Annotated in this window: 14 protein-coding genes; 11 read left to right on the forward strand and 3 right to left on the reverse strand. The window is 67.0% G+C overall.

Annotation, left to right across the window (positions count from 1 at the left end; genetic code table 11):
• Positions 1–59 precede the first annotated feature (59 nt).
• Genes NFL01S_RS22060 through NFL01S_RS22110 form a run of 11 tightly spaced genes read left to right on the forward strand, consistent with a single transcriptional unit; the run spans position 60 to position 9,930 of the window.
• Complete coding sequence (locus tag NFL01S_RS22060) at positions 60–284, forward strand: hypothetical protein (RefSeq protein ID WP_062978138.1); 225 nt, start codon at positions 60–62, stop codon at positions 282–284.
• Entirely contained in the window at positions 284–499 is a 216-nt protein-coding gene (locus NFL01S_RS22065) for a hypothetical protein (RefSeq protein WP_062978139.1), read from the forward strand. The genes NFL01S_RS22060 and NFL01S_RS22065 overlap by 1 nt, the downstream gene beginning before the upstream one ends.
• Positions 493–1,353 (forward strand): MlaE family ABC transporter permease, encoded by an 861-nt coding sequence (locus NFL01S_RS22070; RefSeq protein ID WP_062978140.1) that lies wholly within the window; start codon positions 493–495, stop codon positions 1,351–1,353. The genes NFL01S_RS22065 and NFL01S_RS22070 overlap by 7 nt, the downstream gene beginning before the upstream one ends.
• Before the next feature lies 1 nt (position 1,354).
• Positions 1,355–2,218, forward strand: a complete 864-nt coding sequence (locus NFL01S_RS22075; RefSeq protein WP_033246925.1) for an ABC transporter permease — start codon at positions 1,355–1,357, stop codon at positions 2,216–2,218.
• A gap of 7 nt (positions 2,219–2,225) precedes the next feature.
• Complete coding sequence (locus tag NFL01S_RS22080; RefSeq protein WP_062978222.1) at positions 2,226–3,746, forward strand: MCE family protein; 1,521 nt, start codon at positions 2,226–2,228, stop codon at positions 3,744–3,746.
• Entirely contained in the window at positions 3,746–4,768 is a 1,023-nt protein-coding gene (locus tag NFL01S_RS22085; RefSeq protein ID WP_062978141.1) for an MCE family protein, read from the forward strand. Before NFL01S_RS22080 ends, NFL01S_RS22085 begins: the two co-directional genes overlap by 1 nt.
• The gene (locus NFL01S_RS22090) at positions 4,768–5,778 is read left to right on the forward strand and encodes an MCE family protein (RefSeq protein ID WP_062978223.1); all 1,011 of its coding nucleotides are present in this window, start codon (positions 4,768–4,770) and stop codon (positions 5,776–5,778) included. Before NFL01S_RS22085 ends, NFL01S_RS22090 begins: the two co-directional genes overlap by 1 nt.
• Complete coding sequence (locus NFL01S_RS22095) at positions 5,775–6,875, forward strand: MCE family protein (RefSeq protein WP_062978221.1); 1,101 nt, start codon at positions 5,775–5,777, stop codon at positions 6,873–6,875. The genes NFL01S_RS22090 and NFL01S_RS22095 overlap by 4 nt, the downstream gene beginning before the upstream one ends.
• Positions 6,872–7,990: an MCE family protein gene (locus tag NFL01S_RS22100; RefSeq protein ID WP_062978142.1), complete on the forward strand. Its 1,119-nt coding sequence runs from the start codon at positions 6,872–6,874 to the stop codon at positions 7,988–7,990. The genes NFL01S_RS22095 and NFL01S_RS22100 overlap by 4 nt, the downstream gene beginning before the upstream one ends.
• Complete coding sequence (locus tag NFL01S_RS22105) at positions 7,987–9,168, forward strand: MCE family protein (protein ID WP_062978143.1); 1,182 nt, start codon at positions 7,987–7,989, stop codon at positions 9,166–9,168. Before NFL01S_RS22100 ends, NFL01S_RS22105 begins: the two co-directional genes overlap by 4 nt.
• Before the next feature lie 12 nt (positions 9,169–9,180).
• A complete protein-coding gene (locus NFL01S_RS22110; RefSeq protein WP_062978144.1) occupies positions 9,181–9,930 on the forward strand; it encodes a hypothetical protein in 750 nt (249 codons plus the stop codon).
• 21 nt (positions 9,931–9,951) lie between these two features.
• On the opposite strand, the gene NFL01S_RS22115 is transcribed toward NFL01S_RS22110, so the two are convergent.
• From NFL01S_RS22115 to NFL01S_RS22125, 3 genes are all read right to left on the reverse strand, one after another.
• Positions 9,952–11,256 (reverse strand): TetR/AcrR family transcriptional regulator, encoded by a 1,305-nt coding sequence (locus NFL01S_RS22115; RefSeq protein WP_084493077.1) that lies wholly within the window; start codon positions 11,254–11,256, stop codon positions 9,952–9,954.
• 156 nt (positions 11,257–11,412) lie between these two features.
• Positions 11,413–12,453, reverse strand: coding sequence for an NAD(P)-dependent alcohol dehydrogenase (locus NFL01S_RS22120; RefSeq protein ID WP_062978145.1), 1,041 nt, complete (start codon positions 12,451–12,453; stop codon positions 11,413–11,415).
• Positions 12,454–12,935: 482 nt separating this feature from the next.
• Positions 12,936–14,879: an acetoacetate--CoA ligase gene (locus NFL01S_RS22125; protein ID WP_062978146.1), complete on the reverse strand. Its 1,944-nt coding sequence runs from the start codon at positions 14,877–14,879 to the stop codon at positions 12,936–12,938.
• Positions 14,880–14,898: the final 19 nt, after the last annotated feature.

Genomic DNA, 14,898 nt, shown 5'->3' on the forward strand with positions numbered 1-14,898 from the left:
GTCTCAGACGTTCCCCGGTGGGGAGGGCGCGTAGCGGCCGGACAAGGAAGGAGCCCAGCATGCTCAAACGGCTGGATCGCATATTCAGCTATGAGATGAAGGTGTCGGAGTTCCTCGGCACCCTCATCATCCTCGGAATCCCCTACGGAATCATCGGAATCGTCTGGACGCTCACCCACACCTCGCATCTTCGCGAGATGCACGGTCTGGACGTGATCATTTCCTTCCTGGGATCCATCGTGTGCTGGCCGGTGCTCACCTTCTCGAACGTGACGATGACCTGATGATGGCGCTGGTATGGCTCATCGACATCGTGGTGATCGTCGTCAAGATCCTCGGTGGGCGGACGAAAGTGAATCCGGTACTGCGCCTCGGGTTGTGGCTCGCCCTGCTCTGTGTGCTCGCCGCCGGTCTCGCCGTGTTGGGCGCCGGGTTCGTGCTGCTGCAGCGATACCTCAGCGGTGATCTCGATACCACCGGACCGGAACTGCCATGGTGACCACCGGAAAGAACGCGCCGGAGCAGCGCACCGACCTCGAACAGGCCCTCGACGATCTGAAGGGCCTCTGGCAACGCCACCCCCAGCGCTCCCTGGAAACCCTCGGGCGTCAGGTCACGCTGGGCCGCGAGGCCGTCGTGGAGACACTGAAATCCCTCGCCGCCCGCCGATTCCCCTTCGCCGAATTCGCGAAACAGTGCGGGTTCATGGCCAATGTGTCGGCCGCGCCCACCATTTTCGTCGCCATGCCGATCGCGGTCGTGGTATCCATCCAGATCGGCGCGCTCGTCAACCAGGTCGGCGCCACCACGTTCATCGGCGCGGTCGCGGGCCTGGGCATCATCCGCCAGGGCGCCCCGCTGGTGACCTCGCTGATGATCGCGGGCGCGGTCGGTTCCGCCATCTGCGCCGACCTCGGCTCGCGCACCATCCGGGAAGAAATCGACGCGATGATGGTGATGGGGGTCAACCCCGTCCGGAGACTCGTGGCGCCACGGCTGGTGGCGGCCGTGGTGGTGAGCATGCTGCTGTGCGGGTTCATCGTCTTCGTCGGATTCGCGACTGCCTACATGTTCAATGTCTACGCCCAATCGGGTACGCCGGGTTCGTTCATCGGCTCGTTCGCCTCCTTCGCGGTCGCCAACGATATGGCGGTGGCGCTGGTCAAATCGGCGATCTTCGGGGTGCTGACCGCGATCATCGCCTGCGATATCGGCCTGCACGCCAAAGGCGGGCCCGGTGGGGTGGCGAACGCGGTGAACTCGGCGGTGGTGTCGTCGGCGCTGATGCTGTTCGCCACCAACATCATCATCACGCAGGTGTACAACACCGTCTTCCCGACGAAGGTGATCTGACGTGGGCACTCCCTATACGCCGCCGGCGCTCAAACCGGTCCGGATGGTGGCCTCCGCGGCGGCGGTCCCGGTGGACGCGAACCGGCGGCTGGGCCACCAGGGCATCACCTTTGTCCAGGCGCTGATCGCGATACCGTTCGTACTGAAGCACTATCGCAAGGAAGTGCTGCGGCTGACGGCCGACGTCGGGTGGGGCAACGGATCGCTGGTCGTGGGCGGCGGCACCGTCGGCGTGGTGATCATTCTGTGCGGCTTCGGCGGAATCACCGTCGGAATGGAGGCGTTCAGCGCGCTCAACCTGCTGACCATGGGGCCGCTCACGGGTGCCATATCCGGGTTCGCGACCACCCGTGAGTTAGCGCCGATTCTTGCCACCCTCGCCTTCGCGATCCAAGCAGGCTGCCGATTCACCGCGCAGCTGGGTTCCATGCGGATCGCCGAGGAGATCGACGCGCTGGAATCCATCGCCATCCGCCCGCTGCCGTATCTGATGACCACCCGGATGATCGCGGCGACCCTGACCATCATCCCGCTCTACAGCGTGGGCCTGGCGGTGGCGTACCTGGCCACGAAACTGTCGGTGCTGCTGCTGGGCGGTACCTCCGCGGGGACCTACGACCACTACTTCTACCAGTTCCTCCTCGGCCCGGACCTGTTCTTCTCGCTGCTCAAGGTCGTGGTGTTCGTTCTGCTGGCCACATTCATCCAGTGCTACTACGGCTTCTTCGCGGCCGGCGGTCCCGAAGGCGTCGGGGTGGCGGCCGGGCAGGCCATCAAGATGGTGATCGTCGTGATGGTGTTCGCGAATCTGTTCTTGACACTGGCGATCTGGGGTATCGACCCCGGTTTCCGGATTTCGGGGTGAGGTGGCGATGATCGTCGATCACAGCGGCCGGGGGCCGCGGCCGTGGCATATGACCGTGGCGGGTCTGGTGATGCTGACCGTTCTGGCGGTGCTGCTGGGCCTGCTCGGACTGCGATACACGGGTCGTTTCGAGGACGCTGTCCAGGTGCGGGCGGTGCTCACCAGTACCGGGGACGGACTACCGGAGCGCGCGGATGTGAAATTCCGCGGCATGGTCGTCGGGGCGGTATCGGCCGTGGATGTGGTGGCCGCCGGGAAACGGCAGCGCGTCGCGATCGATCTGGACTCCCGGATCGCACCGACCATTCCGGACAATGTCACCGCGCGGGTCGTTCCGAACAACCTGTTCGGGGTCACCGGTATCGAACTCGTGGACAATGGAGTCACACCGGGCCGCCTGGCCACCGGTGCCGAGATCGCCGAGGACACCAGCGAGGGCACGGTCCAGTTGCAGACCACGCTCACCGTGCTGCGCGACGTGCTGGACAAGATGCAACCGGAAAAGCTGGGCCGGGTACTGGCGACCTTCTCCGAAGCGCTCGACCCGGGGGCACGCGCCCCGGGCTCGACGATCGAACGGCTCGACACCTGGGTCACCGAGGTGCGCACTATCGACGGCGTCGGGGAATTACTGGGCGATCTGGGCCGCGCCACCAGCGCACTGAGCGAATCGGCGCCGGAGCTGGTGGGCGTGCTCTCCGAATCGGTGACCACCGCGCGCACCGTCACCGAACGCCGGGAGAACCTCATCGCCATGCTCGCCAACGCCAGTGGTGCCGTGGACTCGGTGAACAGCCTGTTCGCCCGGAACCCGGAGGCAGCCAAGGAATTGGTGCCCGGACTCGACAGCCTGTTCGGGTCGCTGGCACAGGATCCGGAGGCGATCCCGGCGTCGGTGGCCAACCTCAACGCCGCACTCGGGAAGCTGTCGGGCGCGTTCGGCTGGGGCGCGCAACGGCAGATGCGCTGGAGCCTGGATGTCTCGTTCACGCCGTTCCAGCAGTACACCGCGAAGGACTGCCCCCGCTACGGGGAGGTGGCCGGTCCGCGCTGCGGTGGTTCGTCGGTGCCGCAGGTTGCGCCGGTACAGCAGTACCCGCCGAATCTACTGCCCGGATGGCTGCCGGGCGCGGGCCCGAAACCGCAGCTACCCGCGGCGCCCGCGCCGGTACAGATGCCCGCGCCACCGCAGATTCCGGGGTTGCCGGCACTGCCCGGTTTGCCCGCGATACCGGGAATCACGGTGCCCCTGCTCCCGGCGCCCGCGGGACAACCGGCCCCGCCGGTACCACCGGCTCTGCCCGGGCAGCCCGGTCCGCCCGGCCAACCGGTCCTGCCCGCAGAGCCCGGTCCGCCGGGGCAGCCGGTGCCCGCGGCGGCGCCGGCCGGTCAGCCGATCGCCCAGCTGCGTGGGCACGCCGCCGTCGCCGCGCTGCTCGGCCGCCAACCCACCACATCCGAATTGCTGCTGCTCACACCGGTGCTGGCGGGCGGCACGATCGACGTCTATTCCGAGGGGGCTGCCTGATGCGCCTGGCGCGGACAATTGCCGGTTTCAGTATTTTCGCGGTGATCGCGATCGTGCTGACCTACACCATCTGGTCCACGCTGCAGCGTTCGGTGCCGGGGGAGACCGAAACCTATTCGGCCACCTTCACCGATGTGATGGGCGTACGTATCGGCGACGATGTGCGAATGGCCGGTGTGCGGGTGGGCCGCGTCGATGCGATCGAATTCGAACCGGACTACAAGGCCCGGCTGGTGCTGCGGATCGAGGAACGGCAGCGGCTCACCGACACCACCAAGGCGCTCGTGCGGTACCAGAACCTGATCGGGCAGCGGTATATCGCGCTGTTGCCGGGCGAGGAGAAAGGTACGGAGGTCGCGCCGGGTTCGCATATCCCGGTGGAGCGCACGGAACCGTCCTTCGATGTATCGGCGCTGCTGTCCGGGTTCGAGCCGCTGTTCAGTGTGCTGCAACCGGATCAGATCAATTCATTGTCCGACACGCTGGTCCAGGCGTTGCAGGGCGACGGGGTTTCACTGAGTGCGCTCATCACCCAGGCCGCGGAACTGGCCACCACCTTCGGTGAACGGGACGAAATCCTGGGCGCGGTGATCACCAACCTGAGCAGTGTCGTTGCCGGGCTGGCCAACCGCAGCCAGGAGTTGGAAACACTGATAACCCAGACCAGAGGCCTGATGGACGCGCTCTACGCCGAGGGCGAGACCCTGAAGGCCTCGGTGAATACGGTGGCCCGTTCCACCGATTCGCTGACCGGCCTGATCAGCACGGTCAAACCGGATATCGCGCTGGCGCAGGACGAGGCGACCACCGCGGTGGAACTGCTGCTGCTCAACGGCGCCGCGCTGGACCAGGCGGCGATCGAACTGCCGACCGTACTCAACGGCCTTGCCCGGTTCACCGGTTACGGCGCCTACGGCAACGCCTATATCTGCAACCTCGACGTCTCGCTGTGGGGTGTGCTGTTCCCACCCGGACTGTTCGCGCAGATCGGCGGCAATTCGCAATCGGAGGTGTGCCGCTGATGGCGAGGTTACGAATACCTTTCGCGAAGAACCGCTTCCTGTGGCAGGGGTTGATCGCCGCGGCCGCGGTGGCACTGCTGCTCATCGGATCCAGTGTGGTCTCGCAGCTGCGGTTCACCGACAAGACCGTGGTCGCGGAATTCGCGCAGGCCGCGGGTATGCGGGCGGGTGCCACGGTGGACGTTTCGGGGATCGAGGTCGGCGAGGTGCGGGCGGTGCGGCTGGCCGGTGACAAGGTCGAGGTCGAGATGAAGATCAGCCGAGACATCCGGGTGGCCGTCGACGCCCGCGCGGCGATCAAGATGTCCACCATTCTCGGCCGGTTGCATATCGAACTGATCCCCGGTGTGGGCGCGGAATCGCCGGACAACCGGATTCGGCTGGCTAATACGGCCGTTCCGTACAACCTGGCCAAAGTGATCCAGGACCCGGCCTACAAATCGTCGTTCGAGCGGATCGAGCGGATCGACCCCGGCAAACTGCGGCAAGCCCTGGATGTGTTCTCCCAGCAGATGGGTGATTCACCGGAACTCGCCGTGACCGCCCTGGATTCGATCGGCTCGCTGGCCGAGGTGATCAACGCCCGGCGTGACGAGGTCGACCTGCTCCTCAAGAGCATGGACCAGGTCTCGCAGCTGGTGGCCGACAACCAGAACAGTGTGCTCATGCTGCTCACCCGCGGTGAGGCGATCGGCAACGCGGTGGCCGTACGCCAGGACATGCTGCGACGGCTGCTGGACAACGTCGCCGCGCTGTCGGGGCTGCTGCGGGATATGGGGCTGGAGAACAACGGTCAGCTCGGCCCGCTGATCCAGAATCTCGACACCATGACGCAGGGCCTGGAAAAGAACAAGGACAACCTGGACAGGCTGTACGAGATCATGCCGGTCACCCTGCGCCAGTTCAACAATGTGGTCGGCAACGGGCCCTACGCCGATGTGTGGGCGCCCTGGTTCCTACCGGACAACTGGCTGTGCTTCGCGCAGGTCGTCGAGGGGTGTGGCACATGAGGCTGCGGAGGATCGCGCGTGTGGTCGCGGCCGGAATCGCCGGACTCTGCGCGGCCGGCTGTGCGGTACTGCCCGACAGTATCGCCGGGCTACCGGAACAATATCTGGGCGAACATATCCGGGTCAGCGCCGATTTCGAGAACGTGGCCGGACTGTACGCCGGTAACGAGGTCGCCGTACTCGGCGTTCCGGTGGGCCGGGTGGAAACCGTGACCCCGCGCGGTACCTATGTCGAGGTCACCATGGCCCTCGACAAGGAGGTCGAGGTACCTGCCGATGCGATGGCCGCGCTGATCTCCCCGCAGCTGATCACCAACCGGCACGTCGAACTCGCTCCGGCCTACAGCGGTGACGGACCCACGCTCACCGACGGCGCACATATCCCACTGGAACGCACCCGGGTGCCGGTGGAACTCGACCGGATCCTGGAGAACTTCGACCAGCTCGGCGCCGCGCTCAAAGGCGACAACGAGGCCGGGCCATTGGCCAGCCGGGTGCTGTTCCCGCTGCTCGAAGGTAACGGCGACCGGTTACGCGAAACGCTCGACGATCTGTCCGCCGCATTCGAGGTCACCTTCGCCAACAAGGACCAGATCGCCAACACCATCATCAAACTGAACGAGATCACCCAGGTCGTCGCCCAGAACGACCAGACCGTCCGCGATTTCAGCGCCCGGCTCACCGAACTGGTGCAGTTGATGGGCGAGCAATCGCCGGGTCTGCACGCGGTACTCGTGCAGTTGAACGATTTCGTCACCAACACCTCGACCCTGGTCGGCCAGAACCGCGACCAGCTCGCGGGTGCGCTGGAACGGTTCGTCACCATCACCGCCCAGATGCGCGCCAACGCCCGCGGACTCACCGAACTGGTGGATGTAGGCCCGCTGTTCTTCGAAAACCTTGCCAACGGTGTGAGCCACGAACACCAGGCGTTCCGGGTGCACGCGCTGCTGGACAAATCGCTGCTGGACAACGAGGTGCTGTCCACCTTCTGTGAACGGATCCAGCTGCGCGCCGACGGGTGCCGTACCGGCCGGGTCCAGGATTTCGGTCCCGACTTCGGGATCACCGCCGCGCTGCTGGGGATGACGCAATGAGGTCGATACGGGGTGGGCTCATTGCTCTGATGCTGGCGGGGGTGCTGGTGGTTTCGGGGTGTGGTGCGGTGACGGTGCAGGAAATACCGATGCCCGAACCGGGTATCGGTGGTCCTGGATACACCGTGCGGGCCCGTTTCGAGGACGCGCTGAACCTGCCGGACCGGGCGCATGTGAAGATCGGCGGCACCGATATCGGCGTGGTCACCGATATCTCCACCACCGATTTCGTGGCGGATGTGAACTTGCTGATCCGCGAGGATATTCGGCTGCCGCGCGGGACCACCGCCGAACTGCGGCAGGCCACCCCGCTCGGCGATGTCTTCATCGCCATGACGCTCCCGCGGGAGGACCCGAACGCGGCTCTGCTCGGTGAAGGCGATGTCATCGATACCGACCACACCGGTGCCGGTGCCTCGGTGGAAGAGCTCATGGTGTCGGTATCGATGCTGCTCAACGGCGGTGGGTTGAATCAGGCCGCCCGGATCACCGCGGAAATGGATTCGATGTTCGCCGGGCGCGCGCCACAACTGGCGCATCTGATCACCGAGATGACCCAGGTGCTGGGCGCTCTGAACGCGCGGACCGCCGATATCGACAGTGTGCTGCACGGGGTGAACCTGCTCACCGGTGAACTGGCCGCGCGGAAACAGGAATTGGGACAGGCCGCGGACGCCTTCCCCGATCTGCTGGGGCTGGTCGCGGAGAACAACCGCGATATCACCGCCCTGATCCAGAAGATCTCGGTGACCATGTCGGCGCTGGGCGATTTCACCGATACCACCAGCCCCGAATTCATCGGCCTGTTCGACAGTATCCGCCGGCTCATGGGTGGATTCACGGCTATGGGCGACAACCTGCGACAGACGCTGGACGGGCTACATGCCTTGTATCCCTCGCTGGAACAGTCCTTCGAAGGACCGACGCTCGCTGTTGCGGCGCGCGTCTCCTATTTGAGTGTCGGCGCGCTCACCGATCCCACCAAGAGCCGGTTGCCCGACGGGACCGATGTGCCGGCCTTCATCGGCAGCCTCGCCCAGGTATTGCAGAAGATCCAGGGCCGGTTGACCAGTCCTCCGCAACCCGCACCGGCACCGCAGGAGGGGCCGCGATGAATATTCCGTTGTGGAACTGGTTGGTCCGGCATCGGATCAGGGTCGCGAATATCGGTCTGGTGGTGGTGCTGATCGCCGGTTGCGGATACCTCGGCGCGGAAGTGCTGCGGATCAACCTGCTCCCCAACAGCACCTACCGGGTGACCGTGGCGCTCGCCGGGTCGGGCGGCCTGCTGGCCGACCACGATGTGAACTTTCGGGGCACCCGGGTAGGGCGGGTGGCCGATGTCCGGGTTTCCGATACCGGGATCGAAGCGGTCGCCGAAATCGACTCGGGGGTGCGGATTCCGGTCGGCGGCACGGTGGTGGTCGGGCGCCTGTCCGCGGTAGGTGAGCAGTACCTGGACTTCCGGCCGGACTCCGATACCGGTCCCTACCTGCGTGACGGTGACCGGGTGGAGGTAGAGCGCACTCATATCCCGGTGACGGTGCATTCGCTGCTGTCGAATATGAGCGCCATGATCAGCGGTCTCAATCCCGACCGGCTCACCGTGATCGTCGACGAACTGGACAAAGCACTGGCCGGTGGGCCGGACCGGTTGCGCAATATGATCTCCGGGATCAGCCGGGCGATGGCGGGACTGGAGAATCTGCTGCCGCAGACCCGGCAGCTCATCGAGAACCTGTCGGTGATCGCCGAAACCACGCAATACGCGCAACCCGATCTCGGCACCCTGACGGGTTCGGCGAGCGCGCTGTTCCAGCAGCTGACCGCCGCCGACCAGGAGGTGCGGCAACTCCTGGATCTGGCGCCCGGGCAACTCGCCACGCTCGGCGGTTTCATCGACGAAACCCAGGACCCGATCACCAATCTGGTCACCAACTTCGTGGCCATCACCCGGGCCGCGAAACTGCGTCAACCCGCGATCGCGGCCCTGTTCCCGGCGCTGCGGGCGGGGACCTCGGCGCTGAATGTGCCGGTACACGACGGAATGTTCCACACCCTGGTCGATATCTGGCCACGACCCACCTGCGAGTACAACACCATTCCACTGGCCCCCACCGAACCGGTGGCCGATACCCGGGTCCGCCTGTACAACTACTGCGTCACCAACGACCCGGCCCTGCAGGTGCGCGGTTCGGCCAATGCACCGCGGCCGGATGTTCCCGACAACACCGCCGGTCCGCCGCCGGGAGTTACCGGTAACGAACTGTCCCGCCCCATCCCGGGTCGTTAGGAGAAGACGAGAATGACCGATAAGCCCGCCGAGCCCGCCGCCGGAAAGCCGGACGACGAAGCGAAACCGGTGCCACCCACCGACGATGCGGTGGCGAGCGCGGCTCCGGCCGAATCCGCCACCCGGGCCCCGGAAGACAGTTCGGTGGTGGCCGGATCGGCTCCGGAGCACGGTAAGGCCGTAGCGATGAAGAAGCTGCTGGGCGGGCGGCGTACGAGCGGATCCGGCGGTGCGCCGGATCGGGCCGCCCCGGGATCGCGGTCGCGCGTATTGCTGGGGGCGCTGGCTGCGGCGGTTCTGCTGTTGATCGGCGCGGTGGGGGTCGCGGGGTATCTGTACGTCGAAGAGCGGGACAAGGCCGAGGTGCTGGCCGCATACGACGAGGTCCGGCAGGCGGCGTGCCGGTACGCACCGGTGCTGGCCAACTACGACGCGAAGAACCTGGAACCGTATTTCACCGCTGTCCTGGACGGCGCCACCGGCGACTGGAAAAAGGAATTCGAAACCACCACCACCGAGTTGCGCGAGGCGCTGGTGGCGGGCGAAGTCGTATCGACCGCCGGAGATATCCAGTGCGCGGTGAAAACCGCGGACGCCGGCTCGGCGGAGGTCGTGGTGGTGATCGGGCAGACCGTCACCAGTCTGGGCACCCAGGGACAACCCGCGCCGGGGCAGCTGGCCATGGTGATGCGGATGCAGAAAACCGACGGCCGCTGGCTGGTCGATCAGATGACCTCACCGCTGGCCGAACCGGTGCAGTGAACGCGCCCGGGCGGGCCGGGTTCAGCGTGCGCCCGGCCGGCCGTACAGGACGGTCTGCAGGAGTAGCGTGACCCGCTCCTGGGAGGCGATGGGGACGGTGCCGAAGGATCGTCCGAGATCGACGACCAGGGCGAAGGCGGCATGTACCAGGAACCGCGCCTGCGGACCGGACAGGTCGGGCCGGACCTGGCGTACCAACCGGGCCCATTCGTCCACGCTGAGCCGCTGGACCGTGCGCAGCGCGGCGCGTTCCTCGGCGGGGACGTGCTGGAACTCGGTGTAGTACACGAAGGTGAGTTCCCGTTCGGCGAACGAACCCGCGACGTACTGGTCGATCAGCGAATCCAGCGCCTCCCGAGGGCCGGCGGCGGAGGCCACGGCCGGGCCGATGGCGCTCGATACCCGTTCGGCTGCGCGCCGGAACGCGGCAGTGAGCAGATCGCTCTTGCCGCGATAGAAGCGATACACCGCCGAGGCGGCGGAAAGCCCCGCGGCGGTGGCGATATCCTCCACGCTCACATTGGGATAGCCGCGGGCATGGAACAGTTCCACGCCTTTGCGCAGCAGCAGTTCGTGTTTGAACGATTCCGGTATTTCCACCGGCGGTGTGGGCGCGATATCCACCGGTGGCGGCAGCGTGACATCCGCGAGACCGGTGCAGATCGAAACCAGCAGGGCGACAAGAGGTTTGCTGGGGAGCGCCGCATGGTGATCGGCAATGCTCGTAATGGCCGACAGTAGCGATATCGCCAGGACCTTGCGGTCGCCGTTGCTCAGGCCCGGGGAATAGGCGGCGAGCCGGCTCTCCAGCGCGTCCAGCACCACTTTCTGCTGCTCGGCGCGGATCTCCCGGTCCGCCGGCTCCAGATAGCGGCCCTCCCAGCGCACCAGCGCGACACTGGCCCGGTTGGCGACGGTGACCGCGCTCAATGCCTCGAGGACCTGTTGCAGCGCCTGGTGCGGTGGCAGGTCCGCGGCGTCGGCCGGTAACCGGACGGATTCGGCCATTGCCCGGCCGACCCGCAGCGATTCCTCCCGGAACAGCGCGTACTTGCTCGGGTAATGCCGGTACAGTGCGGCCGAACTGATCCCCAGGCCACCGGCGATATCCTCCATGCTCACGCCGTGGTAGCCGAGGGAACCGAAGGCGTTGGCCGCCGCGGCGGCGATCTGCGCTCGCCGGTTCTTCGGCCGGCGCCGCACCGGGCGCGCAGGGAGATCACCGGTGGCTTTGCGGGCGTCGGCGCCGTCTCCGGCCGGGTCGTCGCGGCCGCGCACGCGCACCGCGGGCGTGGACGGCCGGGCCCGGCTGTTGTCGACGCTCATCCCGTAATCCTATCGTCGGCCGACCGGCATCCATGTCCCGCACCCCCGGTCAGGGAGGTATTCCGCCCTGCCCGGGCCCCGCGCACCGCCGGTGGGCGCGTTCGCGGCAGGCGGTGACCTGTCGCCAACGCGATGGTCGTTGCAGCTCGGTGGTGGTTACGGCACGATCACCGCCCGCCCACGCAGGGTTCCGGCGGCGAGCCGGCGGTAGGCCTCCGGCGCTTCGTCCAGCGAAAACCGTTCTACCGCGATATCGAGGACGCCGTCGTGCGCCAGATCGATGAGCTCGATCAGTTCCGCGCGGGCGCCCCAGTACGGCGCGGTCGCGGTCGCCTCGTACGGGCTGACGCCGAAGCCGATCCGCGCGCCCGATTTGCCGTCACCGATACCGACGATGGTCACATCGGAATCCACGCCCGCCACCGCCATCGCCGTATCGATGGTCGGCTGGAAGCCGACGAAGTCGAGTACCAGGCTCGCACCGGCCGGGCCGGTGATCTTGCGGACATTCCCGGCGGCGTTCGCGTCCGACAGCACGGCCTCATGGGCGCCCACCGACCGTGCGAACTCGAGCTTCTCGTCGTTGACATCCAACGCGATCACCCGCGTGGAAGTCAGATGCCGCAGCAGCTGGATGGCGACATGGCCGAGGCCACCGCTGCCGATCACCACGGTCCACGAGCCCGGCCGCAGTTTGCCCAGCGAGCGTTTGATCGCGTGGTACGGGGTGAGACCGGCGTCGGTGAGCGGCACGGTGGCCACCGGGTCGAGATCGCCGATCGGCACCAGGTGGCGCGGCGAATCGACGATCAGATATTCGGCGATGGCCCCCGGCGCGCCCAGGCCGGGCGGGAGAATGCGCAGCTCGGCCGCACGGGAACAGTAGTTCTCCAGGCCCTGCGCGCAGAACCAGCAGTTACCGCAACCCCACGGTCCGTAGACCACGACATTCGTTCCTGTGTCGATCCCCTGGACCCCCGCGCCGACAGCCACGACCTCACCGGCGCCCTCGTGCCCGAGGGTGAGCGGGAGCTCGATACCGAAGTTCTCCGGCGGGTTGTTCATGACGAAATCGTCGGAATGGCATACACCGGCCGCGGTCACCCGGAGCAATACTTCGCCGGGGCCGGGTTCGGGGGTAGGAATTTCGCGGACCTCCGGTTCCGCACCGACGGCCACATGCTGCAGAGCCTTCATAGCGTGCCTGTCCTCTCCCTGAGCCGAACGACTGTGTACGTACAGGTGGAGCGGGCGTTGCGTGGTGGACCAGCTCAGATCAGGCTAGTTCGCACACCGGCCCGGGCGGCGCATTTTGCCGTTACGGGATCCCCGCAGCGCTCCAATGCCCGCGATCGGGCGGGCGGCCCCGAGGCGGGGCCCGATCTGCGCATGCGCTTGTGCGCGTGACCGACTTGCGACGCGGTGCCCTGCACCCGCTCGGAGCCGGCCGTACGACGCGCACACAGGGATCGGATGTAGGTACATCGTGCGGCCGGGGCCCTCGGCCGACGGTGCGCCCATGCGGCCGCCGCGCCGGCGTTCTGCACATAGGCGGTGGCGACCGAGTCGGTTCGGGGCTGTGGCCGGCGTGGACGTCCCGGCGCCGGGCAGTCCTGTCGCGCAGGCGCGTGATCTGTGCGGCCTGCGCGCCCGGCGCAGGCCGCACGCCGGGTGTGAGGTCAGCGGCCGGCGGGCGGGCGGATACCGCTGTACCAGTCGAGCAGCGCGGGGTCGTCGACTGCGCTGCGTTCCACTACCCGCGCCGGGTCGGCGCCCTGGAACAGGCGTTTGATCGGCACCTCGAGTTTCTTACCGGTGCGGGTATGCGGGACGGCGGGAGCGGCCAGGATCTCGTCGGGGACGTGGCGCGGGGAGACCTCGGTGCGGATCACCTCCTTGATCCGGTCGCGCAGGTCGTCGGTGAGTTCGGCGCCGGGGGCCAGCACGACGAACAGTGGCATCCAGTAGCCGCCGTCGGGCTGTTCCGCGCCGATGACCAGGGCTTCGCTGATCTCGGGTAGCCGTTCCACCGCCTGGTAGATATCGGCGCTGCCCATGCGGATGCCGTGGCGGTTGAGGGTGGAATCGGAGCGGCCGTGCACCACCACGCTGCCGTGGCCGGTGCGGGTGATCCAGTCGCCGTGGCGCCATACGCCGGGATAGGTGTCGAAGTAGGCGTCGTGGTACCGGGTGCCGTCGTGGTCGCGCCAGAACCGGATCGGCATGGACGGCATGGGCGCCGTGACGACCAGTTCGCCGACCTCGTCGCGTACCGGCTGCCCGGCCTCGTCGTAGGCATCCAGCGCGACTCCCAGATACGGCGCCGAAAGCTCTCCCGGCCATACCGGGACCGTGCGCACCCCACCGGCGAACGCCGACACCACATCGGTGCCGCCGCTGATCGAGGCGACGGGAACTCCGCCGGCGTTCTCGTGCAACCACAGCGAGGAGGCCGGTGGGAGCGAGGAACCGGTGATTCCGATGAGTCGCAGCGCGGAGAGGTCGTGATCGGTCGCGGGGATCGAATCCGCCTTGATACAGCCCAGAACGTATCCCGGGCTGGTGCCGAGCACCGTGGTGCCGGTGCGGGCCGCGATCTCCCACAGGGTATCGGGTCGCGGATGGGCGGGGCTGCCGTCGTAGCAGACGATGGTGGCGCCGGTGAGCAGTCCGGCGATCTGGAAATTCCACATCATCCAGCTCGGGCTGGTGTACCAGAGGAAGATGTCGTCGGGCCCGATATCGGATTGCAGGGCAACGGCTTTGAGATGCTCCAGCACTACCCCGCCGTGGCCGTGCACGATTCCCTTGGGGAGCCCGGTGGTGCCCGAGGAGAAGACGATCCACAGGGGGTGCGCGAAATCGACCGTTTCGGTTTCCGGGAGGGTGTGCCCGGCCGGATCGGCGGCCGCCGACCACGGTGTGCTGTCGGGGATCTCGTTCCCCAGCCGGGAGACCACGACGGTGGCGCGCAGGGTGTCCAGCCCGGCGCGCAGCGCGGCGATATCGGCGCTCTTGTCGTGTGCTTTTCCGCCGTAGCGGTAACCGTCGGCGGTGACCAGAACCGTGGGCTCCAGCTGACCGAGCCGGTCCAGCGCGGCTTTGGCCGAATAGTCCTGACCACAGGCGCTCCATACCGCGCCGACCGCCGCGGTGCCCAGGAAGGCGATCACGGTCTCGGTGATATTCGGCAGATAGCCGATCACCCGGTCGCCGGGCCGGACACCCAGTTCACGCAGTGTCCGCGCGAACGCGGCCACTCCGGCGAGCAGTTCGGCCCAGGAGGTTTCGGTGAGGTCCTCGGTACCCTCCGTGACCTGCACTATCGCCGGCCGGTCGGTGCGGGCCTGCGCGATCACCCGGTCGACATAGTTCAGGGTGGTCCCCGGGAACCATTGTGCCCCCGGCATATCGGGCCGGGACAGTACTTCGCCCGCGACGGGCCCGAGTGCGAAGTACTCCCAGAGCGCCGCCCAGAAATCGGCGATATTTTCCACCGACCAACGCCACAGGGCGTGATAATCCGGTAACTCGGTGCCCGTCCGTGTTTCGACGAAGCGCGCGAAATCCGTGACCCGGGCGCCGGCGATATCACGTGCGCTGGGGATCCACTGTGGTTCCACCGCAGAAACCTCCTGTGTT

Origin of the sequence: Nocardia flavorosea NBRC 108225, assembly GCF_001613385.1 — a bacterium.
Taxonomy (GTDB): Bacteria; Actinomycetota; Actinomycetes; order Mycobacteriales; family Mycobacteriaceae; genus Nocardia; species Nocardia flavorosea.